Raw genomic sequence first — 24,841 nt, forward strand, 5'->3', positions numbered from 1 at the left:
CACATCACTCACAGGCCCACCCTCCATCGGTAAGCCTCTGAATCACAACCGCTCGCTCAGTTCAATAAATTAATAGGTCCTGAGCCTAGGATAGTGATTGATTTGCAATACATGCGTTCTTGAGCGTATAAGCAGAATTCACTCAGATGAAAGGTCATGAAATGACCTTTTGCTGGCTCTTGCTACCCCCAGCTCTCAGATACGACGCCCATATGGAAGGTGTCCAGAGCATTCACCCTCCATAGGAAACCAAGCCCTGCAGGGGGCTGCGCGCCGTCGAAGAGAGCGAGATATCGTCCGCTTTGATTGTGATCAGCTGTTCAATCAAAGGATATCTCCGTGACGACCGATAGCTGCAAGGTCTTGATGATCTTTCCACTTTTTAATGCCAGTTCGTTCTGGAATTACAAAGAGGCCTGTGATCTGGCTGGGGCGCGCTATCCGGCGGCTCCGCTTGGTTTGATTACGGTTGCAGCGTTGCTTCCCAAACATTGGGAGGTTAAATTGGTGAACCGGAACACCGAGCTTCTGACAGATGAGGATTTCGCTTGGGCCGATATGGTGATGACCGGCGGAATGCTTCCCCAAAGAAATGACGCCCTGCGCATTATAGAAATGTGTCGCACTAGCAATAAGCCAGTGGTGGTTGGTGGACCGGATGTGACATCCAGCCCAGATTTGTATAGTGCTGCAAATTTTCAGGTGCTGGGTGAAGCTGAAGAAATCATGATTGATTTCATAACAGCTTGGCGAAAGGGGGACACGCAGGGCGTCTTTAAGGCCCCGATGGGGAAAACGGACGTTACAAAAAGCCCTTTGCCGCGTTTTGATCTGTTAAAGCTGGATCAGTATTTGCATGTAGGTATTCAGTTTTCACGTGGATGTCCGTTTAGTTGCGAGTTCTGCGATATTATTGAGCTTTATGGCCGTGTACCGCGAACCAAAACAAACGCGCAGGTTATTGCAGAGCTGGATGCATTGTATGCTCTTGGTTATCGAGGGCATGTGGATTTTGTTGATGATAATCTGATTGGTAACAAAAAAGCACTTAAGAAGTTCTTGCCGGATTTAAAACTCTGGCAGAATAAAAAGAAATTTCCATTTGAGTTTTCAACTGAAGCATCTATCAACCTTGCAGATGATACGGATTTGCTGCGCAGTCTGGCAGAAACAAATTTCTTTGCTGTATTCATCGGGATTGAAAGCCCGGATACAGATACGCTGGTGATGACGCAGAAAAAGCAGAATACTCGGCGCAGCTTGCAAGAAAGTATTACCAAAATTCATGAGGCTGGTATTTTTGTAAACGCTGGCTTTATTGTTGGCTTTGATAGCGAAAAAAGCAGTGTTGCAGCAGGGATGGTAGAATGTATTGAAGATACTTCCATTCCGGTTTGCATGGTTGGGTTACTTTATGCCCTGCCAACAACACAGCTTACGCGCCGCCTGCTAGCCGAGGGGCGCTTGTTTTCTGGGGGCGAGCAGACGCAATCTGGAGATCAGTGCACAGCGGGGCTGAATTTTGAAACAAACCGCCCGCGCCGCGATGTGTTGAATGATTACAGAACCGTTCTGGCAGAAATTTACAATCCAGTTGCATATTTTGGGCGTGTTCGACGGATGGGCCGTATGCTTAAGCGTGAGCGCGCCCATAAAATGATACGGGGTGATTTGCGCAGTTTTGCACGTTTGCTTTTCCGTATTCACCGTGCTGGCCCAGGAACAGCCAAACAATTCTGGCGTATGATGATTGATTGTGCCCTGCATAACCCAAAGGCAATACCTTATGTGGTTATGACGAGTGCACTTTATTTACATCTCGGCCCATTTTCACGGCAGGTGGTGCGTGAGATTGATAGGGAAATTCAGAATGTAGACGAAGGGCGCTGGCATGCTCCACCAGTGCAGGTTTCGCCAACGGCTGCGGCAGCACTTTTGCCTGCATAACTTAAAAGGGTCTTCTCATAAGGCTTGTGGTTAGGTGCACTGTGGATGTGCTTTTTGGAGCATTACGCTGTGTGTTCTGCGGTATCAAACTATTGGGTGTTCTATAGTGGTTCTGTGCACTGCTTTTAAGAAGCAGAACACAGAACGACTTAATATCCTGATAATGTGCAAAATTAAAAATCAGCAGAAAGGGTGGCAGTTACCACAAATGGGGAACCAATAACGTAAGTAGGCTGTGAGCCAGAAAGGCTTTTGCCTGTAAGCACACCATGCTGTGTTTTGGCGTTTGTTGTATAGCCATACATTGAAGACAGATAATGGTTGTCCCCAAGGTTAACGAGGTTCAGCTTGATTTTAGGAGAGACGTGGCCAATTTGCGGCAAGCGCCTGCCAAAGCCAAGGTTGGCCGTAACGTAACCGGGAATACTCTGATCATTCATGAGTGTGGCGTATTGGGCACCAGTATATTGCAGCGTAAAGTTGCCAAACCATTTGCCATCATTATAGGTCAGGCCCAGAGAACCAGAAAATTGTGGAGCACCAACTTCTTGCTTGCCTTTGGTTGCAAGATAATCTCCTGCATAAGCAATATTGTTTCCATTTTTAGTGTGCATATACTGGCCAGATGCGTAAGCGCTTACATTGTGCCAGGGGCGCGTGGCAAGTTCTGCCTGAATACCGTAGGCTTCCAGACCACCGGCGTTGATTAACTGTGAAATTGTTGATGTTGATCCCGGTTGATAGCTTATGGCCGAAACCTGATGGTTCGTTACGTTATAATGAAAGCCTGCAAGGTTAGCCATAAAGAGGCCACTATAGCGATACCCTATTTCTTCTGTAATCATATATTCTGGCTTGTAATCGGACATCGGGAGCGATGTCGCCTTGCCAGTGTTATAGCTGTAGGATGCAAGCTGTGAACTTAACCCTGCAGGAAGGTGGTAACCAGTTGTGCCGTTAACATAGATCTGATGGTTGGGATTGAAGCGGTAATTGATAAGCACCTGAGGGGAGGGAACAAACACATTTTTAATGGATTTGCTTGCCGTTACGCCCGGCAGATCCTGAGTGTATTGGCGGTTTGCCATCACCATTCTAATACCACCATCAATAGTCAGGCGGTCATGCAGGAACGACATTTTGTCGTCCACAGCAAAGCTATTCAACTGCTGTAAGGCGTTTTCATTATCTTGGTTAATAAGCAGTCCGCCGTTAGCTGTAAGGGGGGCACCATTAGAGTTCCAATGCCCACTGCCATTTACAGGATAAAACTTCTGGGTGGCGGCTTCCTGAGCGTAAGAATACCAATAGGTAAAGTTAAGTGTATTGAATTTATGCTTCCAATGTCCGGTAAGGGTTAAACCGGAAGAAATTGTATACCAATCTGAAACTTCAACAGACGTTAATTTGCTAACTGATGGGTCATATCCAGGTAGGTTTTTATAATCGTCAAGATGTGCGTATTTTTCCGCGCCAGCATAACCATTGGAGACAGGCACGGTTTCGCCGTAATAATAAGGTCCATGAAATTCAACAGAATAGGCTTGTGCGTCTAAGCTTAACCCATGCCCAAAGCTGAAATGATTTTTTAATGTACCGTAAATAGCCCCAGTATTTTTGCCGTTCAGCCCAACGTAGTGTGTATCACCATTATAATACTGGTTGTTCAGGCCATATTTGGTTCCGTAGGTTTTCCAATTCGCCAAGGATGGATAAAGCCATTCACCTTGTGCGGCATCTGTAAAACCAAAAATAGCTTCTGAATGGCTACCGGGAGCCCAGCTTTTTGTAAGTGCTGCATCTACGTGCCACTTGCGAATGTCACCAGCACCACGCCACATATCACTGCGGGCATAGGAACCAGAAACAAAGCCCCGCACGCCAGAGTGTCCGATTTCTCCGCTATCGTAGCGGATAAAGTCTTTGTTCGTGCCGTAGGAGCCGCCAGAGGCCGCAACATGCACATTCTGGTGGTCCATCGGGTGGCGTAATGTTGCAGAAACTTCAGCCCCCGTTGCGTTGTAGGTGGGGGAATTAATATCCACCGAGCCCTGCATCACATTCACCTGGCCCATATTCTCACTATCAACGAGAGAAGGGGTATAGGTACTGTATGTAAAGGGGTTGGCTGCTGGCATGCCTTCAAGCGTGACACCAATTTCTGCTTGCGCCATCCCGCGAATATGAATGGTGGAAAAGGAGGTTGTAAGAGGCCCTTCACTGGCAGAAACCACGCCAGGCACTGTTTGGATCAGTGATTCGATTGTGGAAGTAGGAGACTGCATCTCGATATAGCTATGGGAAAGTGAGCTTATCGTTTTGGCAGATGTGTGTTTCACCATCATTCCGCCGCCTGCTGTTTTGCGCGAGACGACGTCGACGTCCTCATCCTTGGCTTTCGGCAATTTAGCCGTTTTTTTTGCAGCAAGGGGAGCGTGGTTTTTGTGTTTATCCGGGTTGCTGCTCGCTTTGGCTATGGTTGTGGTGTTTTGAGCAAATATACAAACTGTGCTCAGGATCAGGAACTTTTTCATTGCGGTGTCTCATTTTCCCATAAGGCGCCGCAACCTATCTGACTTTTTGTGGGTTTTTGAGAGATATTTAAAAAATTCATTTATATTAAATAGAGTATTCATAAAACATTCACGCATTGTGCGAAAAACGGGGATTCTACATATATGGTAAAATATCGACTGCTTGTGTTTTGCCGCATTTGTATGCCTGCGCACGTGTGCCTGTTGCTTTTGTGAAGAGAGTAGGGAGCAAAACAGATCATCTAAGGAATATATCTAGATATATCTTGACATACGATATATCGGAATATATATCGGAATTATGAAGCACAGAAACAAACACGCAGGCGGTCGTAACCGCCCGGTTTTCTCCCCTGAAGGAACAGCAGGTTCTGGAGGGAAGCATCGCCATCAACATGGTCGGGGTGGAGGCCGACGGGGGGGCCGCAGCAGGCTTTTTGATTATGGCGAAATCCGTTTTCTGGTTCTTAAGTTAATTTCGGAAAAACCAACTTATGGTTATGAACTTATCAAGGATATCGAAGAAAAATTTGGGGGAAGTTATACCCCAAGCCCCGGTGTTATTTATCCAACACTCACTTGGTTGGAAGAAGCAGGATATATTCGCCCATCTGAAGGCGAAAGCCGTAAAAACTACCAGATAACACCAGAGGGTGAGGCGTTTTTGTCTGCCAACCAGGCCGGGTTGGAAGAAATCCTTTCTCGTGCAGCGGCAGCGGAACCCGAAGGAAGAGGTGGGCGTAAGAATATTCCCATGCCTGTAATGCGCGCCATGGAAAACCTGAAAATTGCGTTGCGTCTTCGGTTGCGTAACGGTGGGCTTGACCCGGCGGCAGAAGAAAAAATTGCAGCACTTTTAGATGACGCTGCACGTGGTGTTGGGCAAGTTTAAATCTGTAAGACAATAAGAGGGAAGATAATCATGGATGATAAAATTCAGACAGTTCTCAACCTCTATCATGAACGTATACAGCAAGAACGTCGCCAACCGCGTATTGAAGCGCCTGGCGGTCGTGATGGGGGGCATGACCAGCGCATGCGTTCCATCGGGCCAGAAACAGGGCAACTGTTGAATATTTTAGCCAAGAGCCTGAAAAATCCAACTATTCTGGAACTCGGCACATCCTTTGGATATTCTGGCATCTGGCTTGCCGAAGCTGCCCGCGTTGCTGACGGTAAGCTGATTACAATGGAATTGCATGATTATAAATCTGCTTATGCTCAGAAAATGGCACAGCAAGCAGGCTTGGCGAATTGGATAGATTTTCGCGTAGGTGATGCCGTGCAGATGATTGATGAGATGGATGAAAAAGTAGATTTTGTTTTTGTTGATCTTTGGAAAGATCTTTATGTGCCCTGCTTAAAGGCGTTTTACCCACGCCTTAACCCCGGTGCAATTATTGTGGCTGATAATATGATCCGGCCCGGTACAGAAGATGTAAAACGCTATGGGCAGGCCATACGCGTATTGCCCGGTATTTCCAGCGTTTTGCTACCTGTCGGGACGGGCATAGAAGTGAGCCGTTTAGAAACAAAATAAAGCTTCGAGTAAGCAATAGGATAAATAAATGACAACCCAGAATGTTGTTTCTGGTGCTTGCGATGTGCCAGAAATCCATCGTGTGCGGCATGAATTGCATCGCCGCTCTTTAGAAGTTGTAAAGGTGGAGCGGCTAACACCGCATATGATAAGGATAAGTCTTGCAGGTTCGGATCTAGCGGGTTTTGTAAGTCCCTCTCCGGATGATCATATCAAAATATTCATTCCTGGTTTGGATGGTGCGCCTGTCCGTCGGGATTACACTCCGCGCAAATATAATCCAGCAGCAGGTACGCTGGTGCTGGATTTTGTGAATCACGAAGGTGGACCTGCTGCCGCATGGGCACGGGCTGCAAAGGTTGGTGATCATCTAGATATTGGCGGCCCAAAAGGATCTCAGATTATTTCTGGCAATATCGCGCACTGGTTACTGATTGGGGATGAGACAGCCTTGCCAGCCATTGGCCGTAGGGTGGAGGAGCTTCCCGCTCAAAGCCATGTGACAACAATCGTTGCTGTGCCAGGGCAAGAAGACGAGCAGATATTCGAAACATCTGCACAGCATACAGCGCATTGGGTTCATCGTCCTTTGGATAAAGCTGATGATGCACAAGGTATTGTGTCTGCTCTATCCGGCATGGATATTTCAGAACACACATTTATTTGGGTTGGGGCAGAAGCCCGTGTTGCAAAAACAGTGCGCCAATATTTGCTTGAAAAACGCGGTATTGCCACACAATGGATCAAGGCATCTGGTTATTGGGTGCAAGGGCAGGCAGATGCATCTGTTAAGGATGTGAGTGCATAATAAAGAGACCAAGACATAATGCAGTAGGTATTGATACTGCATTATGTTACCAGCCGCACAATGGCTGCATGCTTGATCAGAGTATTGTTTCAACGGCTCTGCTTACCATTGTCAGCGACCTTGGTGGCTTGGTATTCAGAGGTCACGGTTGCTGAACAGTGAGACCAAAAATAGCCTTCCTGCTTATGCTGGTGGAGATGGCGGCCTCTCTGCTCAGGAACAGCTCAAACTGAAGAACTATGTGTTTCCTAGCGCTTTAGAATTGCGGACAGGAAATGGCACGATACGTTTGCACCTTAGGGCGCGGGCCATTCTTGCATCATGATTCATCTGTTCATATACAAAAGCTAAAAACGCTCATTCAATCAGGCTGTTTATGATCTGTATTTCACTGTTGATCAGTAAATTGCACGAGTAAGAAATTCTATATTTATGGTTAGAAAAATTTATAATAATTCAAAAGTTTAAAAATAAAATACATTATTTTATTTTTAATATGCTGGGTGTTTACATAAATCAGCATGTAAACGCCCAGTGTTTTATCCTGTATATAATAATTTGTATTTATTTTATGAGGCCCATTTCTGGGTCCGTAATGCTATGGTTCCCATTGTCGAGATGGCCTGCAAAAACATAAGAAAATTCAGGTTCTTTGGGTGCTGTCAGTGTTAAATTATACCACATGTTGGATTGAGCAAGAGGTATAACCTGCCTGACATTGCCTTGGGCAGGAATGTGCAGGACATGTAAAGCTGCGTGCCCTAGTCTATTGCAGTGGATTTCCAATGTATCATGTCCCATGTTTTTTAGGCAAAGAAGCATGCTTTCCTTGCTCGAAGGCATATATTTACATTCAGCTAAAAGTTTTATGCCATGCTTGCGCCCAGTAAATTTGCGGTAGAAGCCATTGGGTGCGTGAACAGATACATCGTAAAGATTGCTTTCAGATAAACGGCTATCAATATTTACCGTTATGTTATCTCCAGCAGCTACAGCATAGGTGCTGGATCGCATACCGCTTTCTTGCCGCATGTTGTGGGTGTACACATTAAAAGGGGCACCAGATGAAAGGTGCTTGTGTACCTTTGTACCTGCTTGCAGATGCAGGGATATGGTTTGTCCATCTGCGCTTAGGCCGCCATCACAGTACAGTTCATAGGGTAGGGCGCAGGCTGGCCGTGTGCCTGGTTCCTGTTTTACATAGCGCTGTAGTTGGAGGAGATCGTTTTTCAGCAGCGTAATGTCTGCTTCTTCGAGAGATTTAAATCCACTGGGCATAGGCCGGTAGCGTGCATCTTCGATAATTTCTAGATGTTTATCTCTTTCAATAAATGGAAGTTGTGGAACCGTGCCATCATAAGGGCGGAAGCATGATGTTAAATTCCCACTAATGGCACGGCGCCATGGAGAAATATTGGTTTCGGTAACCTTTTTACCAAACTTCCCTTCAATAAACTTTTCAAGAAACTGAAGCGTAGAGCTATGCTCGAACAGCTGAGAATTCACCCAGCCTCCACGGCTCCACGGAGATGCAATAATCATGGGAACCCGAAAGCCCAGACCAATTGGGCCACTACGTGCTAATGCAGGAGGCACGCCCATAATTTCTTCATCTTTGGCGTAAGTATATTCTAGACCATCAGGCCCTATACTGGCGGAGGATTTGCCTGTTTCTGGGCGTTTAGGGTCTGGTGCCGTGAAGGAGCAGCAATGGTCAAAGTAGCCATCATTTTCATCGTAAGTCATGATGAAAATGGTTTTTTTCCAGATTTCCGGATTTTCGGTAAGAATATCCATAACTTCTGATACAAACCATGCACCATACCAAGGTGAGGCTGGGTGATCAGAAAAATGTTCCGGTGCAGCTAACCATGAAACAGTGGGGAGTTTGCCGTTCTGTACATCCTTGCGGAATTGATACAGGACATCTCCCTTGGGAACATCCATATGGCGTGTATTGGAGCCATCTGAAAAAGTGAGTGTTTCAAGTGTCCGGTAATTTTTGTCTGCTTTGTTGGTTACAAAAGCGCGTTCAAACAAGCTACGTTCTGCCGAAGTAAGCTGTTCTACTGTTTTTGTAGCAGTATCGCGGCGGCGTTTTAGAACAGCCAGCAAGGCATTGGCTTCAGCTAACTGTTCCTGATGTTTTTCTGAAACAAGTCTTTCTTCGGCCTGAAGTTTTTCAATATGTTTGGAGCAGGCTTTTATACGCTCATCTACCCATTTATGAAATCTGGGGTTTGCAGATGTATTATAATTTTCAAAGCATTCTAAAATATTAAGTGCAAAGTTAGAAAGCCATGCGCGTTCTTTTTCATCCAGACCGCCAACCTGATCGGTTTCATTTTGATATACTTTCCATGAAATGCCAATCTGTTCCAATCTTTCAGGAAAGGTTGTCCATGTTAGGCCAGATTTAAGAATTTCTGGGTTGCGCATATAAACTGTGGAGTCAGTGCTTTGTTTATTACGCACAGTACCTGTCCAGAACACCAAACGGTTCGGGCAAGTGCTTGTCATCACACCGCAGTAATTTTGGTCACAAACAGTAAAAGCATCTGCCAATGCATAATAAAACGGGAGGTCTTCTCGTGTATAATATCCCATAGTCATGGGGTAGTGTTCGTATTTCTTGTAATGTGACTTTTTGACGTCTACCCATCGATCATGATGCCCGTTGTTCCACGCATCAACCTGGCTTTCTCGTGAATGAGGAATAGAGCCCATCCATGTAATGCGTGTGTCATGAATATTCAGGCGCCAAGGCACGTAGGTTTGCCCTTCTGTGCTGGATTGCACAAATACCGGGTTACCGTTGGGCTGGCGTATGGCGCGAGGGTCGTTAAACCCACGTACACCTTGTAATGTACCATATAAATGATCGAACGAACGGTTTTCCTGCATCAAGATAACAATATGTTCTGCATCCTGATATGTCGTTCCTGGATCTGGGGAAATAGCAAATGCGCGGCTAATGGCAGAAGGCAACATGCCAGCAGAACCCGCAGCCCCGGAAAGGAACGCATATTTCAGAAAATTACGGCGTGTCGTCATGTTTCGATCCTGTCAGATACGTAAAAACGTCTAATGAGAGGGAATGGTGTTTTCGTAATGGGCCCAGTATGTTGCAATTTCTTTTACAACCACACTTCCTGCCTGATACGCCGCATCCAGAGCAGGTGGAAAACCAGAAAAACCAGATTCTTCAGTTTCGGCCTTAAGTAGGTTTGCAGCCGTCTGTCCGGGTGGAGGCATGTCAAAATTGCTGCCAGCGCGTAAAACAAGAATACGGTTCATATCAACGTGGCCAGCGCGTGCTTGCAGGGAAAGAGCCTGAAACATGCCAATTTCTTCTTCTCTGGGTTCATGCCAAAGTGGTTTGCAAGTTTGGTGCATTCATATGCGACCAGATCGGATAGGCGAGAGCCCCACAAGCCATGCAAGCCGATAAGCGGTGCCGGTGCTTTAAAAGCGGTTGGCAAGGCCTGTTGTGCGTAACCTGCCAGCGTAAACAGCCGCAGGACAGGTAACGCAGATAACCGGCAACTCATGAATATCCAAACCCCAGAATCAGAAATATCAATTATTAAAAAATATCTTGCGCGGCTTGCTGCTCTACCGCGCAAGTTTTTGTGTCTGGTTCTGTTTTAGCATTACGCAAGGCAAGAAGTTCCTGGCGAACTTTTGCCATTTTCTGGGTAAAAGCGGGCTGTTCCTGAAGTGTTGCAAACATGGCGCTTCCGTTCATATAGCCAGCTTGCACGTCGCTTTTCCAATGCACGCCACAAACAATACGGCTTTCACCAAATATACGGCCGCGTTGCATGATTTGCGTTGCACGCTCAGGCAGAGCGCTGGCAAGAATGGACGCCGTAAGCCAACCCCAGGTTGTATGGCCAGATGGGTAGGCATAGCTATGATCAAGCCCATCTGAATGCGCGGTGCAGATGTCTTTATCTGTTCCGACAAAAGGCCTGCGCCGTTTCCAGAAGTCTTTTTCGTTTGAAACATCTTGCTCTACGGGCTGCGCAAGCGATGTAAGAAGATCGACCAGTGCGGGAAGTTTGGCTGGATCCAGATTAAATCCGGCAGCGCATGAAAAATCCTTGATAACATGGTCTGGGTTCAGGTTGGCGTCATTCTGGGCCAATTTCCAGCGCGCCTTATCTTTCAGCCCCCGCGTTTTTTCAAAAGCCCGTAAGTCTGCCTGTTGTGCAGGTTCTTCGGCCCGCGGAGGTGGCGGCAAGAATGCACGCCCATCAGGTAGGGTAAACTGTTGCGCCTGTGCGGTATGTCCAAAAAAGGTGTGCGCTAAGGAAAGACTTACGGCATAAAAAACGGCGTTACGAAAACGCATAGTGACTTATTCCCACATCAATCGTCATACTGGCGTATAATTTACCTGCATTTCACATTTATAACTGTGACGATTGCATGAAGATCGTGGAGAGTGGACTTTGCAGATAAAGTGCTAAACAGCAAAAACATAGAAAGGTTAGCGCATGCCACATCATACTTTGGTCGAAAAGTTAGAGCTTGCCTTGCCAGTTATTCAGGCTCCTATGGCTGGCATAAGTAATGCTGAAATGGTTATTGCTGCCAGTAATGCAGGTTTTTTAGGCTCTCTTGGTGCTGGCATGATGTCTCCAGAGGAAATTGAGGCTTCTCTTCACCAGATTAAATCTGAAACAACATCAGCTTTTAACGTTAACCTTTTTATTATTGATCATTTGCCCAGTTATTATCCTGATCCGCAAGATACTCTGTTTTTGCGTCATGTTTATGAAAGACTGGAATTGGATTTTATATTACCCAATCAATATGCTCCATCATTTCAGGAACAGTTTGAAGTTCTGCTTCACGCCAAACCGCCAGTTGCAAGTTTTACGTTTGGTATTCTCACACAGGAACAGGTTTCCATGCTGCATGCTCAAGGTATTTTTGTATGTGGCACAGCTACAACCAGTGCAGAGGCGCGCGCATGGGCAGACGTTGGGGCAGATGCTGTGTGTGCTCAAGGTATAGAAGCAGGTGGGCACCGCGGAAGCTTTCTCTCTGATGGAGGAAATGGCGTAGGATTGCTTCCTCTTGTCCGGGAAATTGTAAAGGATATCTCAATTCCAGTTATTGCCGCAGGAGGTATCATGGATGGAGAAGGCATAGTAGCGGCTATAAGCTTGGGTGCCGAAGCCGTGCAAATGGGCACAGCATTTTTGGGTTGTTCAGATACAGCGTTGGCCCTAGCGTATAGAAAAGCGCTTGAACAGCATTTGCCGGCCGAAAGCACCGTATTGACGAATGTTTTTTCAGGCAGGTTGGCGCATGGTATATGTAATCAATTTATTGAAGAATATGGAAGTTCCCAGCCGTTTCCTTATCCTGTCCAGAATGCCTTAACCCAAGCGTTACGTAAGAAGGCCGCGCGAGATGGAAACGCTGAGAATATGTCTTTGTGGGCAGGGCAGGGGCTGAGACTGATACGAAATAACTCTTTCAAAGAAATGGCGCATATTTTGCAGGATGAAATATATTCAGCAGTGGAAAAGGTAAACATAGCTTTAGCTGTTGAAATAAGATGCAGCCGCAGCGGATCATAACGGAAAATGGCAGGCCACTTCATGCCTATCGTGATGGATGGGGCGTAAAGCCGGGTCTTCCTGCTTGCAGCGTGTTTGTACGTAGGGGCAGCGTGTATGAAAACGGCAACCACTTGGGCGGTTAATGGGGCTGGGAACATCCCCTTGCAAAGGCACAGGGCGTGCTAGCCCTGTAACAGGACGCGGGATGGCAGCAGTAAGGGCAGCTGTATAGGGGTGGGCGGGGGTGTGTAGAACGCTATCGGTATCACCAATTTCTACAATGCGGCCCAGATACATGACAGCTACCCGGTTTGATATCTGGCGCACAACAGCCAGATCATGCGCTACAAATATGTAGGTAAGGCCAAGTTGTTTTTGTAAGTCAGCAAACAGATTGATGATTTGGGCCTGAACAGAAACATCCAGGGCAGAAACAGGCTCATCTGCAATAATCAATTGAGGGGACAGAGCTAATGCACGTGCAATGTTAATACGTTGGCGTTGCCCGCCAGAAAATTCATGTGGATATCGTGCCAATGCTGTAATGGGTAAGCTGACAAGTTCCATCAGTTCGTGTAAGCGCGCCGTAATTTCGGCGGAGGAACGCTTGCGGCCTTGGGCATTAGGATGAACTTTAAGAGGTTCGGCTAGTAAGTCTCCTATTCTCCGGCGCGGGTTTAGACTGGCGTAGGAATCCTGAAAAACCATCTGCATACGCTGGCGTAAGGGACGCAAGGTGCGTTCAGACAGATGCGTGATATCACGCCCTTCAAATACAATCTGGCCACTTGTAGCGGGCGTCAGTTTGAGCAGACAACGCCCTAGGGATGATTTTCCGCACCCAGATTCACCCACAACGCCCAGCACTTCCCCCGGCATAACGGAAAAGGAAACGCCATCTACAGCCTTGAGTTCCTGCCCGCGGGGAAGGCGGTATGTTTTGTACAGATCGCGCACATCCAAAATGGGCGAGGGGGCTTTAGGTGCTTTCATGGCCGGAGGTGCTCCTGTGCAAGTGCATCACTCAGGCGTGGTGGCAAAGATTTTCCTTCTTGCGGGAGAACGCAAGCGGCAAAATGGTTCGACCCTGTTTGAACGTAAGGCGGCAATGCTATCGTGCAGGTTGTATGTGCGTATTGGAAACGTGGTGAAAAAGCACATCCTGCCGGGCGGTTTTGCGGAAGCGGAGGGGAGCCAGCAATGGCTGGTAAACGTAATGGTCTTGGCCCATCCAATGGTGGGATGGAGGCTAGAAGCCCGGCTGTATATGGGTGAGCGGGGGATGCAAATAGGGCAGATGTTGGCCCATATTCTGCAACACGGCCAGAATAGAGCACCATGGTGTTATCGCAGGTTTCTGCCACTACGCCCATATCATGCGTAATCAGTAAAACGGATGAGTGGTGCGTATCTCGCAAGCTGCGTATCAGCTCCAGTATCTGTGCCTGTACGGTTACATCCAACGCGGTTGTGGGTTCGTCTGCAATCAGGAGAGATGGGTTGCATGAAAGGGCCATGGCAATCATGGCGCGCTGGCGCAAGCCCCCAGACAATTGGTGTGGGTAGCGGTTGGCTGTGCGCTCTGGGTCTGGCACGCCCATATCACCCAACAGTTTCACTGTGCGGGTGCGGGCCTGTTTGCGCGAAACACGTTCATGGGCCCGTATTTGCTCATCAATTTGCCAGCCTATTGTGTAAACAGGTGTAAAGGCTGTCATGGGGTCCTGAAAGATCATGGCAATTTCTTTGCCACGTAGGTGCCGTAGCTTTTTTGGCGGTATTCCTATCAGTTCCTGCCCCCGGAAGCAGACAGAGCCCGTTACCTGCACGCCCGGAGCATCAATCAACCCCATAAGCGCTAAAGCCGTGACAGATTTACCTGATCCAGATTCCCCCACCAGCCCCAGAATGTCTTGATGGTTTAGGGTGAAGGAAACGCCATCTACAATTGGAATCATCTTCCCACGGGCCGGAAAACTTACCCGTAGGTCTCGCACATCCAGCAGGGCGTGGGGGGGCATGTTAGCGGGCATCGCGCACTCGCGGGTCAAGCAGAAGGTAGATCATATCAACCGCCGCATTTGCCAGCACAACAAATACGGCAGAATACATAACGGTGGCCATAATAAGAGGCAGATCCAGATTGGTAAGGGCCTGATAGGTGAGGCGACCAACTCCAGGCAGCCCGAAAACCACTTCGGTCAACAAAGCGCCCCCTCCGACCAACTGAGCAAAATCCATACCGAACAGAGATACAAAGGTAACCATAGCCGTGCGCAGTCCGTGCTGGATAAGAATACGAGAAGGAGAAAGTCCTTTGGCGCGGGCCGTGCGTATAAAATCTTCTCCAGATAGCGCAACAAGGTCTGCCCGCAGCACGCGGCTATAAACACCAATAAACAAAACCGCCAGCACAACCCATGGAATAACCAAGGCTTTGAACCAGCCCCAAGGGTTTTGTGTAAGCGGCACATAGCCCAGAGCCGGTACCCATGAAAAAAGCCAGGTATCGTGGTAGCGGTTCTGCGTTATCAGGTTTGCAACTTGCCCAAGCCAGAAAACGGGTATGGAAATGCCAATTAACCCCAGCATCATTAGCGTGCGGTCAATCCATGAGCCTTTAAGGGCGGCAGCCAGAGTGCCCATGACAATGGAAACGACAACCCAGATAATGGCCGCACCACATACTAAGGAAACTGTAACCGGGGCCGCGCGTGCAATTTCGGGCACCACCAGTTCGCCTCTATCTGCGTAAGAGGCCAAATCTTGTGTGATGAACAGCTTTTTCATCATGATGGCATATTGAACGGGTAAGGGGCGATCAAACCCGTATTCCTGCCGCACTTTCTGCATGGTCTGAGGCGATGCGTTTTTGCCAGCAATCCGAGCTGTAGGGTCTGCGCCCGGTGTGGCAAAAAATACAGCAAATACTAATGCGGAAATACCAAACAGCACGAAAACTGTTTGTCCCACTCGGCGGAGGGCGGCCATCAACACGCGGTGGGCCTCCTATTGTTCGCGGTGGCTGGCATCACGCACATCCAGCGCATCTCGCAGGCCATCGCCTAGAATGTTCAGGGCCAGTACTACAGCTATAATGGCCAAGCCCGGGGCAATGGCCACCATAGGGCGTGTATAAATCAATCCTTCACCATCTTGAATAAGCGTACCCCAAGATGCCGCAGGGGCCTGCACCCCAATGGACAAAAACGAGAGCGCGCTTTCTGCCAGCAAGGACATGGCCATGATAAGCGGCCCAAGAACAACAAGGGTGGAGGTGACGTTGGGGAGAATATCTTGCAGCACAATACGCCAGCGGGGTACGCCAAGGCAGCGTGCGGCCATAACAAACTCAGCTTCCCGCAATGCCATAACCCGTCCCCTAATAGGGCGTGCAGCATAAGGCACATAAACCAGCGCGATAATGCAGATAGGCAAAAGCAGGTTATCAGATTCAATAACAAACGGGCCCAGATGCAGCCCATCACTTACCGTGACAATGGAAAGAGAAATAGCAAACAGATATACGGGAACAGACCACATAATATCCATCATGCGGGAGAGAACGGTATCTATAATGCCACCGCAAAAACCAGCAGTTATTCCGACAGCAGCAGCCATTACAAGGCATAGAACGGCAGAGCAGAACGAAATCAGCAAAGAGTTCCGTCCGCCATAAAGTAACCGCGCGGCAACATCACGCCCCTGGCTATCCGCCCCCAGCATGTAAGCTCCATGCCATGTGGGGCCAATGGGGCTAAGGCCAAGGTGCAATGGGTTATCATTGGGTTGCATGATATCCACTTCCTGCCCACCCACCGTGATGGCACCTGCTACGTTGGAAACGAACGGATCTGTATGTGCAACATAGCGTGCGTAATAAGGCGCAAGCAGGCTGGCTACAGCCAGAAATACCAAAATGGCAAAAGAAAACAGTGCAGAGCGATTATGGCGTAGGGACCGCAACGCCATCCGCCAAGGGCCGGGTGGTTTGGTATCTTGCGCAAAAGTGGGGGCGAGATCAGTCATGGAACCTGTAGCTGAGAAAGCAGGATTTCATCATTAAGCGTAATAATTATATTTCGTGTGCGTTTAGAAACCAGCACAACCCTTTTGGTTTGTACAAAAGGTACGGCAGGGGCCTGTGCCATCAGGGCTTTATCAACCTGAGCCCATGCCGCATTGCTGGCTGTGCGATCTGTTAAGGCAAGCTGGGCAGCGTGGTGCATCATGTCGTCAATATGCGGATCACAAAAGCCGGACATATTGGGTGAATTATCGGAATGGGGATGAAAATTGGAGCACGCAAACAACGTGTCCAGAAAGCTGGCAGCCGATGGGTAATCTGCACTCCACCCACCAATGGAAATCTGCACATGGTTGTCTGAGTTCTGCACAAACGTGAAATGGATGGCCGGGCTGATACTGTGAACTGAAGCCTTGTACCCCAGATTTTCCAATACACTGCGCAAATCTAGCGCAGTATTGTCCGATTTACCGCCAGATGGGGTTACAATAGTTACCCGCATACCCTTGGTGCCACTTTCCTGCACAAGCTGACGGGCTTTTTCCATATCCGGTTTGGCCCATTCTGGTGCAGGGTTTTGAGGGGATGCGCCAGCGGTATAGGAGCAAAAGCGTTCATACCCCGGAGTGCCTTCTGGCAGAAGCTGGCACTGCGGAGATGCAACAGCACTGCCGCCATCGTAAATCACCATAGCATGACGGTTTACCGCGTAATTAAGTGCCTGCCGCACCTTGAGGGATGTAAACGGCGGTTCATTTACATTTAACGTCGCGTAGTAATACAACAGAGCGGTAAAGATATGCACTTGGCCTGCATATTTACTGCCGACCTCACCCAAGCGGTCTAGTGGAACGTTTTCATACATTAGATCAGCTTGGCCATTTTCTACCGCGGTTACAGCGGCTTCTGGCTCCAATCCGAACGTTACTTCTACGTGGTCAGGAAAGCCCGCAGGCTGCGCATTATGCGACCATTCATGAAAGTATGGATTCCGCTCAAAACGCATATGCGTTGTGGGGTTGTAATCTGTAATTTGGTAAGGCCCCGTACCCGGAGGGGCTGTATTACCCATATCATGCGTGGGCGTGTTCGCTGGCAAAATAGCTGCATGAACCCACGCCAGATGTTCCAGAAATTCCGGGTCCGGGTGGCTGAGATGAAATGTAATGGTGTTTGCCGTTGCGTCTGTTTTAATGCCCTCGGCTAAAGTGCAATGGGCTGTGTCTTTCAGGCAGGCATCAGCCCCTTTGATTGCGCTGTAATACGGCCCTGCAGTCGGGCTGCCAGCAGCAAAAATACGCCGGAAAGAAGCCGCCACATCCGCCACGGTTAAAAGTTGCCCGTTGGAGAAGTGAATACCTTTGCGCAAGGTGAGCCTATAGGTCAGCCCGTTATCTTCTGGCTGGGGTACATTTTCTGCCAGATTGGGAATAACGGGTTGCGCGCCTGTTCCTGCAAATTTGGGGTAGGTTAAAAGCGTATCGTAAACAGGCGTTTCAAAAAACTTGGTTAAGCCAATATAGGATATCTGTGGATCAAGTGTGCCCGCTGCGCTGGAAACCAGAATGCGCAGCGTGCCTCCTGTATGTGGAGTTTCCACTGCATGTGCAGCAGCAGGGGCCAGCATAAAACCCCACAGGAAAGGAAGAACACGTTTCATCTCCCGTGTTATGGCCTGTATGCGGGTGTCTTTCAAACTTTCCTCCTCTGCTTTTTTGCATTTACGTTAAAAAAACAGACAGAAGGTGCGCGTAACGCTTGCGTTTATGCGTGCATCATCATAAGAGGGAGCGCCAATGGTCGGGTGACCTGCGGCGTAGCGTATGCTTCAGGGTAACCTGCCTTTTTGTATTTCAGCAAGGGTGCCCGCAGCATGACCTCTTCTCCCTATAGCCGTGTTACGGAAGCTCTGGCGTTTGACGATGTGCTGGTTGTGCCGGCTGCATCTGACGTTGTGCCCAGCCAGACAACCGTTCGCACGCATCTCACACGCTCTATTGAACTGAATATTCCGCTGGTTTCCGCCGCGATGGATACAGTTACGGAAGACCAGATGGCTATTGCCATGGCCCAGCAAGGCGGCCTTGGCGTGATCCATAAAAACCTGCAACCAGAAGAACAGGCTGAGCAGGTTCGTCGCGTTAAGCGCTTTGAATCTGGCATGGTAGTGAACCCGGTAACCGTTGGCCCGGATCAGACATTGGCCGAAGTGCGTGATATCATGCACCGCCACGGCATTAGTGGCCTTCCTGTGGTGGAACCCGGCACGCAGAAGCTGGTGGGTATTCTTACCAACCGTGATGCCCGCTTTGCCGTAGATCCCAACCAGCCCGTTTCTGAGTTGATGACCAAAGATCGGCTGATCACGGTTAAAAATGGTGTGGATGCAGATACGGCCCGTCAGTTGCTGCACAAACACCGGATTGAAAAACTGCTGGTGGTTGATGATGCAGACCGTTGCGTAGGTATCATCACTGTTAAAGACATGGATAAGGCTGTAGCCCATCCGCTGGCTATCAAGGATAGCTTGGGCCGCCTGCGCTGTGCGGCTGCAACCGGAGTGGGTGAAGACGGCTTTAGCCGCGCCAAGATGCTGATTGAAGCAGGCGTGGATGTGCTGGTGGTAGATACAGCGCATGGCCATTCTGCCGGTGTTTTGGGGGCGGTTGAACGCCTGAAAGCCTTTGATACCAATGTGCAGATCGTGGCTGGTAACGTTGCCACGCCAGAAGCTGCACATGCCCTGATTGAAGCTGGTGCAGACTGCGTGAAAATCGGTATCGGCCCGGGTTCCATCTGCACCACACGTATTGTGGCTGGCGTAGGTGTGCCTCAGTTCTCTGCCGTGCTTGAAACCTCTCTGGCATGTAAGGAAAAAGGTATTCCCTGCATTGCAGATGGCGGCATTCGTACATCGGGTGATATCGTAAAGGCCATTGGTGCTGGTGCTGATGTGGTCATGGTGGGGTCATTGCTTGCTGGCACGGAAGAAGCGCCGGGCGAGGTGTTCCTTTATCAGGGGCGTTCTTACAAATCCTACCGTGGCATGGGCAGTCTTGGCGCCATGGCGCGTGGCTCGGCTGATCGGTATTTCCAGCAGGAAGTCAAAGATGCGCTTAAGCTGGTGCCAGAAGGCATTGAAGGCCGCGTGCCTTACAAAGGCAGCATGGCTGCGGTTATTCATCAGCTGGTGGGCGGCCTTAAAGCCGGTATGGGCTATACAGGTTCCCGCGTGCTGAAGGAGCTGCAAGAAGGTGCTCAGTTCCGCCGTATTACCGGTGCGGGCCTGCGTGAAAGCCATGTGCATGATGTTTCCATCACGCGTGAAGCTCCTAATTACCGTCGGGATTGATAACCACATATGACACCTTCAGCCAGGCTTGCGGCCGCTATTGATCTGCTTGCAGCAATGGAAGCCGCCCCGCGCAAACCCGCCGATGCTGTCGCCAACAGCTTTTTTAGAGAGCGGCGCTATATGGGCGGTGGAGACCGCAGAGCCATATCCGGCCTTGTATGGGATGTTATGCGGGCGTGGCGTCGGCTTGGCTGGTGGTTGGAGCAAAAAGGGCAGGTGGCGTCTGCTCGGCTCCGGGCCGGAGCGCGTCTGTTGTTCGATGGTTTCTCTCTTGCAGAAGTAGAGGAAATGTTTGAGCAGGGGCGCTTTGCCGCAGGGGCGTTGACGCGTGGGGAACTTTCAACCCTTACGCCGCTTGCGGGCAAAACTCTGGATAACCCGGAAATGCCTCGTGCTGTTCGGCTGGAACTGCCGGATTGGCTGTTGCCCCATCTGGAAGCAACGTTTGGCGATAAGCTGGAAGAAGAGCTTGCAGCTATGTCCACCCCAGCGCCTCTGGATTTGCGGGTGAATATTCTGCGTGGCCCCCGTAAGGAGGCACAACGTAGTCTGGCATGTGAAGGCCTGCATGCTGAACCTACACCGCTTTCTCCGTGGGGGCTGCGTTTACCTGCACGTTTGCCAGTTACAACAAGTGTGGCATTCCGTGATGGGCTGGTGGAAATTCAGGATGAAGGCAGTCAGCTTGTTGCTGCCATAAGTGGCGTTGAACCCCAGATGCGTGTGTTGGATTATTGCGCAGGTGCGGGCGGTAAAACGCTTGCTATGGCCATGATGATGGAAAACAAAGGCCATATTGTTGCATGCGATGTTTCTGCGCCTCGGTTAGAAGGTGCAGTTAAACGCTTGCGGCGTGCAGGCGTGCATAATGTTGAACGGCACTTGCTTGTGCCGGGAGATAAATGGGCCAAACGTCGGGCTGGATCATTCGATCGGGTATTGGTGGATGCACCATGTAGCGGAACGGGCACATGGCGCCGGAACCCAGATGCACGTTTCCGCACTACGGAACAGGATCTGACAGAGCTGTTGGAAAAGCAGGCTGCCATTATGGATCGGGCGGCAGCACTTGTTCGGGCCGGAGGGCGCATGGTGTATGCAACCTGTTCTTTGCTACGCGCAGAAAACATGGATCAGGTTACAGCATTTTTGGCACGGCATCCTGATTTCAGGCTTGTTCCTTCAGGTAGCCCAGAAATGCCACAGGCCTTGCGTCAGGAAAGCTCCATCAGTTTAAGCCCTCTGCGGGATGGAACAGATGGCTTTTTTGCCGCCGTAATGGAACGTGCCGCGCCAGAAGCTGAGGCAGGTATAGAATAGGAAAACATTTTTAACTGTTCATCTTATTGGTCTTACGCATAATACTGATGCCTGATTCATCAGCTTCTACAGACCAATAAGATAAATGGCCTAGCATGACTGAAAGCGTAATTCTTTTTGTTTTTCTCGTGCTGGGCGGCGGTATGCTGGCACAATGGGCGGCTTGGCGGTTCAGGTTACCTGCCATTGTTCTGCTTTTTTCTCTGGGGCTGCTTTTGGGGCCGGGGTTGCAGATCATGCATCCCTCAGAGGTTGCAGGTAGCGCTTTCCACCAAATGGTTTCTTTGGCGGTGGCGCTTATCGTGTTTGAAGGCGGCCTTGCATTAGATTTTCGTCAGTTAAAAGAAGCCGGTGAGGGCGTTTTGCGCCTTACGCTGGTGGCATTGCCGATCAATTTAATTTTAGGCAGCATTGCCGCCCATTACGTTGGGCGTATGGGCTGGGGCCCAGCCTTTTTGTTTGGCGCCATTATTGTGGTTACCGGCCCAACGGTTGTTTTGCCCCTGTTACGCCATGCCAAGCTGAAACCGCGCATTGCAGCCTTTCTGCGGTGGGAAGCTATTTTGAATGACCCCGTAGGTGCCATTCTGGCCACGTTAGTGCTGGAAGTGTTGCTTATGCAGCCGGGTGAGGGGTCTGGCACATTTTTTGTATCTATCATCCCGCATATGCTGATGAGCGCTACATTGATGATTGCGCTTGGCATTGGTGCGGCATGGTTTGTGCGGTGGCTGTGCATACGGGATTTAATGCCCGATCTTCTGAAAATGCCGATACTGCTTAGCCTTGCGCTGATTCTTTACGTTATCGGCACTTTAACCATGGATGGGGCTGGGCTAATTGCCTCTACCGTGTTCGGCATGGCTTTAGTTAATCTGCGTATTCCCGGTATGGCGGAAATCCAGCGGATGAAAGAAGCGCTGGTGGTGCTCATTGTCTCCATCCTGTTCATTATGCTTACAGCCGATCTGACACGAAGTGAGCTTGCTGGTTTGTCATGGTCTATTGGGGCTTTAACGCTAGCAGTGCTGTTTGTGGTCAGGCCTTTGGGTATTTGGTTGGCTACCATAGGTTCCAGCCTAAGCCGGGCCGAACGGTTATTTATGGGGTGGATTGCACCGCGTGGGATTGTGGCGGCGGCAGTTGCAGGTGCCGCCGGGATACGATTGCAGGATGCAGGTTACCCTGGGGCTTCTCAGGTTATGCCGGCTGTTTTTGCCGTTATTGCCTCCACCATGATTTTGCATGGTTTTTCCCTTATTCCGCTAGGCCGACGGTTGCATCTTACGCTTTCCAATCAACCCGCGTTGGCTATTGTGGGGGCCAATGATTGGTCCACACAGTTGGCTGTGGCAGTGCACGCCGTAGGCACACCTGTGTTGCTGGTGGATAGTTCTTTGGGTGATTTACGCCCAGCCGAGCTTGCTGGTGTGCCTGTTTTATGTGCTGAAGTTTTATCGGAAGAAGGCACAGAAAATTTGGAGGAACGCCCGGCTGATTATCTTATTTCAGCCACGCCAGATGCCATTTACAATGGGCTGGTCTGTGCACATTTGGCTCCCCATTTTGGGCGGCAGAGAGTTTATCAGGTCAGCCCCGGCATTGCGCGGCTGGATCAGTACCGCGGGTTTAGCCGGGAAGCGCGCGGAAAGGTTTTGGGGCAGCCTGCGTGGAATTTTACCGTGTTGGAAGCGCTGGTGAGCCAAGGCTGGCATTTTGTTGCGATAGAAGTTACCGAAGTTAATCAGGATTATCTGCTGAGTGAAAGCAGCCATTTCCTGTTGTTTCTGGTGCTTCAGAAAGATGCGGCTATCACGATTGTATCGGCAGAGGATGAGCCACAACCAACTTTAACACCAGGATACGTGGCAATAGGGTTGGTTGCGCCGGAACAAATAGCCAAGCCTGCTTCTGGCAATGCGGCTTAACGTGGCTGGTGAATGGTTATTTCTGTTGCCTCTGCAGCCAGCACAAAGCGTAGGTCTGCTTCAGTTAGGGCAACGCATCCTTCAGTTGGTGTTTTGTTGGGGCGTTGCAGATGCATAAAAATGGCAGAACCTTTGCCGGGTTCTGCGGGGCAATCGTTATAACCAATCACAACAATCAGATCATATACAGCATCTTCACGCCACAGTATTTCATGGCGGAAAGAAGAGGGTAGCTGGATGTGCTGGTTATAGGAGGATGATGATGGATCATCACACCATCCATCCTGTGGGTTTAAAGGGATAACAGGCAGCGCTGCTTGTGGTTTTATAATCCGGTCAGCCCGATAAAATACTTGCCGTAGGGGAAAGGTTCCCAGCGGTGTTGCCAGATCCCCTTCGTGCTTATGGTGCGTTACGCCATTCTTGCCGATAATGGCGCTCATGCTTTTGTGTCTGCAATGCAGTTGTGCATCCATATTGCTGTTTACTGTTGGCCAGACGTGTATCATCATAAACAATCTTACCCCTGCTTTATGGCTTTCGCGTGAGGTTGACGTATCATGCCAGAAAGTGGTTTCGATACGATTCGTTTTGTGATCGTGCAGGAAGCAGGCCAAGGCAGCCGAGCCAGAGGGCTGACATAAGGAGACGATGTTCCATGACGGGTGCGCGCCCAATTTTGGTTGTAGATGACGATCAGGTCATTCGCAGAACACTGGCAGAGCAGTTGCAGTTGGATGGGGAATTTCAGGTTCTGGAGGCGGCAACATTGGCCGAAGCCCGCCAGAAGCTGAAGGAACCAGATGCGCGATGTGATGCCATTCTGCTGGACGTAACGCTACCAGATGGAGATGGGCGCGATTTTTGTGCAGAACTGCGCAAGGATGGCTTGCGTATGCCCGTTATCATGCTCACAGGATCAGATGATGAATCTGATATTGTAAAAGGGCTTGATGCTGGAGCTAATGATTACGTTGCCAAGCCTTTCCGTATTGCAGAACTTCTGGCCAGATTGCGGGCGCAGCTCAGACTGTTTGAAAACAGTGAAGATGCAGTGTTTTCCATTGGTCCATATACGTTCCGCCCTTCTGCTAAACTGTTGCAGGAACCGGCTAAAAACCGTCGCATTCGTTTGACGGAAAAAGAAACGGCTATTCTCAAGTTTCTTTATCGAGCAGGAACGCGCCCAGTGCCTCGGCAGGTTTTGCTGAATGAGGTGTGGGGATATAATGCAGCGGTAACAACACATACGCTGGAAACGCATATTTACCGCCTTCGCCAGAAGATTGAGCCAGATCCAGCTCATGCATCCTTGCTGGTAACAGAGGGAGGGGGGTATCGGCTTAACCCTGAACCAGAAGTTGCGACAACAGCCGTTTGATTCTTGCTAAATTGAAAATAGATTCAATTTCTAACGGTTTCGTAATTTAAATTATATTAGGAAAGCCCTCCAACCTTGGAGGGCTTTTTTATTATGAACAGTTGAGATGCTACATTCTGCCGTAAAAATCATGTCATCGTATGCAAATTCCATTCCACCCCTTGAAAGGCCATGTTCAGATCGAAATGGAACTCCTCATTCTGATTACGGCCAAGCTGAACCTACGATAGGATATGCCATGCGACTGAGGTTTGGCGTCTATATCCCTCTGCATTACCTGCTGCTGTCTAGTCGCAGCTCTCAGTTTTGCTGGTGTTAGTTTCTGATCGAGCGTTCCCAGAAACAACTTTTCTCGTGAGATCGAGGGGGGGGGGGGCTCAGGCATTAGGAAAGGCATGGCAGCTTATCACCTAGTGAATCTC

Annotated in this window: 18 protein-coding genes and 1 pseudogene; 9 read left to right on the forward strand and 10 right to left on the reverse strand. The window is 49.4% G+C overall.

Annotated features, from left to right (window positions below; genetic code table 11):
* Positions 1-339 precede the first annotated feature (339 nt).
* On the forward strand, positions 340-1,947 hold the full coding sequence (locus FKW31_RS14325; RefSeq protein ID WP_193562087.1) for a B12-binding domain-containing radical SAM protein: 1,608 nt from the start codon (positions 340-342) through the stop codon (positions 1,945-1,947).
* A 173-nt stretch (positions 1,948-2,120) separates the two neighbouring features.
* On the opposite strand, the gene FKW31_RS14330 is transcribed toward FKW31_RS14325, so the two are convergent.
* The gene (locus FKW31_RS14330) at positions 2,121-4,481 is read right to left on the reverse strand and encodes a TonB-dependent receptor (RefSeq protein ID WP_150178892.1); all 2,361 of its coding nucleotides are present in this window, start codon (positions 4,479-4,481) and stop codon (positions 2,121-2,123) included.
* Positions 4,482-4,782: 301 nt separating this feature from the next.
* Here FKW31_RS14330 and FKW31_RS14335 point away from each other — a divergent pair, with 301 nt between their 5' ends.
* From FKW31_RS14335 to FKW31_RS14345, 3 genes are read left to right on the forward strand one after another with little or no spacing between them, the layout of a single operon-like run.
* A complete protein-coding gene (locus FKW31_RS14335; RefSeq protein WP_150178893.1) occupies positions 4,783-5,373 on the forward strand; it encodes a PadR family transcriptional regulator in 591 nt (196 codons plus the stop codon).
* Positions 5,374-5,397: 24 nt separating this feature from the next.
* Positions 5,398-6,021 carry an O-methyltransferase gene (locus FKW31_RS14340; RefSeq protein ID WP_202878732.1) on the forward strand — a complete coding sequence of 208 codons (624 nt, stop codon included), beginning with the start codon at positions 5,398-5,400 and terminating at the stop codon, positions 6,019-6,021.
* Between the two features lie 28 nt (positions 6,022-6,049).
* A complete protein-coding gene (locus FKW31_RS14345) occupies positions 6,050-6,829 on the forward strand; it encodes a siderophore-interacting protein (protein ID WP_089179147.1) in 780 nt (259 codons plus the stop codon).
* A 564-nt stretch (positions 6,830-7,393) separates the two neighbouring features.
* On the opposite strand, the gene FKW31_RS14350 is transcribed toward FKW31_RS14345, so the two are convergent.
* The 3 genes and pseudogenes from FKW31_RS14350 to FKW31_RS14360 all read right to left on the reverse strand — a co-directional run bounded on the left by FKW31_RS14350 (position 7,394) and on the right by FKW31_RS14360 (position 11,186).
* Positions 7,394-9,883 carry a phosphocholine-specific phospholipase C gene (locus FKW31_RS14350; RefSeq protein WP_150178895.1) on the reverse strand — a complete coding sequence of 830 codons (2,490 nt, stop codon included), beginning with the start codon at positions 9,881-9,883 and terminating at the stop codon, positions 7,394-7,396.
* 30 nt (positions 9,884-9,913) lie between these two features.
* Positions 9,914-10,186: pseudogene (locus FKW31_RS14355) on the reverse strand (purine nucleoside permease); the annotation flags it as partial.
* A 229-nt stretch (positions 10,187-10,415) separates the two neighbouring features.
* The gene (locus tag FKW31_RS14360; RefSeq protein ID WP_150178896.1) at positions 10,416-11,186 is read right to left on the reverse strand and encodes a phosphatase PAP2 family protein; all 771 of its coding nucleotides are present in this window, start codon (positions 11,184-11,186) and stop codon (positions 10,416-10,418) included.
* Between the two features lie 145 nt (positions 11,187-11,331).
* On the opposite strand from FKW31_RS14360, the gene FKW31_RS14365 reads away from it, so the two are divergent.
* Entirely contained in the window at positions 11,332-12,426 is a 1,095-nt protein-coding gene (locus tag FKW31_RS14365) for a nitronate monooxygenase family protein (RefSeq protein ID WP_150178897.1), read from the forward strand.
* Here the strand turns inward: FKW31_RS14365 and FKW31_RS14370 are convergent.
* Genes FKW31_RS14370 through FKW31_RS14390 form a run of 5 tightly spaced genes read right to left on the reverse strand, consistent with a single transcriptional unit; the run spans position 12,421 to position 18,095 of the window.
* Positions 12,421-13,401, reverse strand: coding sequence for an ABC transporter ATP-binding protein (locus FKW31_RS14370; protein WP_150178898.1), 981 nt, complete (start codon positions 13,399-13,401; stop codon positions 12,421-12,423). The genes FKW31_RS14365 and FKW31_RS14370 overlap by 6 nt on opposite strands.
* Complete coding sequence (locus FKW31_RS14375) at positions 13,398-14,429, reverse strand: ABC transporter ATP-binding protein (RefSeq protein WP_150178899.1); 1,032 nt, start codon at positions 14,427-14,429, stop codon at positions 13,398-13,400. The genes FKW31_RS14370 and FKW31_RS14375 overlap by 4 nt, the downstream gene beginning before the upstream one ends.
* Before the next feature lies 1 nt (position 14,430).
* Positions 14,431-15,405, reverse strand: a complete 975-nt coding sequence (locus FKW31_RS14380; RefSeq protein ID WP_193562088.1) for an ABC transporter permease — start codon at positions 15,403-15,405, stop codon at positions 14,431-14,433.
* Positions 15,406-15,417: 12 nt separating this feature from the next.
* Positions 15,418-16,437, reverse strand: a complete 1,020-nt coding sequence (locus FKW31_RS14385; protein WP_150178900.1) for an ABC transporter permease — start codon at positions 16,435-16,437, stop codon at positions 15,418-15,420.
* Positions 16,434-18,095 carry an ABC transporter substrate-binding protein gene (locus tag FKW31_RS14390; RefSeq protein WP_150178901.1) on the reverse strand — a complete coding sequence of 554 codons (1,662 nt, stop codon included), beginning with the start codon at positions 18,093-18,095 and terminating at the stop codon, positions 16,434-16,436. Before FKW31_RS14390 ends, FKW31_RS14385 begins: the two co-directional genes overlap by 4 nt.
* Before the next feature lie 213 nt (positions 18,096-18,308).
* On the opposite strand from FKW31_RS14390, the gene guaB reads away from it, so the two are divergent.
* The 3 genes from guaB to FKW31_RS14405 all read left to right on the forward strand — a co-directional run bounded on the left by guaB (position 18,309) and on the right by FKW31_RS14405 (position 23,038).
* Complete coding sequence (gene guaB / locus FKW31_RS14395; protein ID WP_150178902.1) at positions 18,309-19,787, forward strand: IMP dehydrogenase; 1,479 nt, start codon at positions 18,309-18,311, stop codon at positions 19,785-19,787.
* A gap of 9 nt (positions 19,788-19,796) precedes the next feature.
* Positions 19,797-21,110 carry an RsmB/NOP family class I SAM-dependent RNA methyltransferase gene (locus FKW31_RS14400; RefSeq protein WP_006117216.1) on the forward strand — a complete coding sequence of 438 codons (1,314 nt, stop codon included), beginning with the start codon at positions 19,797-19,799 and terminating at the stop codon, positions 21,108-21,110.
* 95 nt (positions 21,111-21,205) lie between these two features.
* Positions 21,206-23,038 carry a sodium:proton antiporter gene (locus tag FKW31_RS14405; protein ID WP_150178903.1) on the forward strand — a complete coding sequence of 611 codons (1,833 nt, stop codon included), beginning with the start codon at positions 21,206-21,208 and terminating at the stop codon, positions 23,036-23,038.
* Here FKW31_RS14405 and FKW31_RS14410 read toward each other — a convergent pair.
* Positions 23,035-23,550, reverse strand: a complete 516-nt coding sequence (locus FKW31_RS14410; protein WP_193562089.1) for a L,D-transpeptidase — start codon at positions 23,548-23,550, stop codon at positions 23,035-23,037. The genes FKW31_RS14405 and FKW31_RS14410 overlap by 4 nt on opposite strands.
* Before the next feature lie 146 nt (positions 23,551-23,696).
* Here FKW31_RS14410 and FKW31_RS14415 point away from each other — a divergent pair, with 146 nt between their 5' ends.
* Positions 23,697-24,419, forward strand: coding sequence for a response regulator transcription factor (locus FKW31_RS14415; protein ID WP_003623877.1), 723 nt, complete (start codon positions 23,697-23,699; stop codon positions 24,417-24,419).
* Positions 24,420-24,841: the final 422 nt, after the last annotated feature.

It is taken from the genome of Acetobacter sp. DmW_136 (assembly GCF_008690365.1).
Classification (GTDB): Bacteria; Pseudomonadota; Alphaproteobacteria; order Acetobacterales; family Acetobacteraceae; genus Acetobacter; species Acetobacter oryzifermentans.

Excerpts from the sequence above, each read along its gene's own strand:
- FKW31_RS14330 (WP_150178892.1), bottom strand. The coding sequence starts at position 4,481 with ATGAAAAAGTTCCTGATCCTGAGCACAGTTTGTATATTTGCTCAAAAC.
- FKW31_RS14335 (WP_150178893.1), top strand. The coding sequence starts at position 4,783 with ATGAAGCACAGAAACAAACACGCAGGCGGTCGTAACCGCCCGGTTTTC.
- FKW31_RS14360 (WP_150178896.1), bottom strand. The coding sequence starts at position 11,186 with ATGCGTTTTCGTAACGCCGTTTTTTATGCCGTAAGTCTTTCCTTAGCG.
- FKW31_RS14345 (WP_089179147.1), top strand. The coding sequence starts at position 6,050 with ATGACAACCCAGAATGTTGTTTCTGGTGCTTGCGATGTGCCAGAAATC.
- FKW31_RS14365 (WP_150178897.1), top strand. The coding sequence starts at position 11,332 with ATGCCACATCATACTTTGGTCGAAAAGTTAGAGCTTGCCTTGCCAGTT.
- FKW31_RS14370 (WP_150178898.1), bottom strand. The coding sequence starts at position 13,401 with ATGAAAGCACCTAAAGCCCCCTCGCCCATTTTGGATGTGCGCGATCTG.
- FKW31_RS14400 (WP_006117216.1), top strand. The coding sequence starts at position 19,797 with ATGACACCTTCAGCCAGGCTTGCGGCCGCTATTGATCTGCTTGCAGCA.
- FKW31_RS14390 (WP_150178901.1), bottom strand. The coding sequence starts at position 18,095 with ATGAAACGTGTTCTTCCTTTCCTGTGGGGTTTTATGCTGGCCCCTGCT.
- FKW31_RS14415 (WP_003623877.1), top strand. The coding sequence starts at position 23,697 with ATGACGGGTGCGCGCCCAATTTTGGTTGTAGATGACGATCAGGTCATT.
- FKW31_RS14405 (WP_150178903.1), top strand. The coding sequence starts at position 21,206 with ATGACTGAAAGCGTAATTCTTTTTGTTTTTCTCGTGCTGGGCGGCGGT.
- FKW31_RS14410 (WP_193562089.1), bottom strand. The coding sequence starts at position 23,550 with ATGATGATACACGTCTGGCCAACAGTAAACAGCAATATGGATGCACAA.
- guaB (WP_150178902.1), top strand. The coding sequence starts at position 18,309 with ATGACCTCTTCTCCCTATAGCCGTGTTACGGAAGCTCTGGCGTTTGAC.
- FKW31_RS14350 (WP_150178895.1), bottom strand. The coding sequence starts at position 9,883 with ATGACGACACGCCGTAATTTTCTGAAATATGCGTTCCTTTCCGGGGCT.
- FKW31_RS14385 (WP_150178900.1), bottom strand. The coding sequence starts at position 16,437 with ATGACTGATCTCGCCCCCACTTTTGCGCAAGATACCAAACCACCCGGC.
- FKW31_RS14375 (WP_150178899.1), bottom strand. The coding sequence starts at position 14,429 with ATGCCCCCCCACGCCCTGCTGGATGTGCGAGACCTACGGGTAAGTTTT.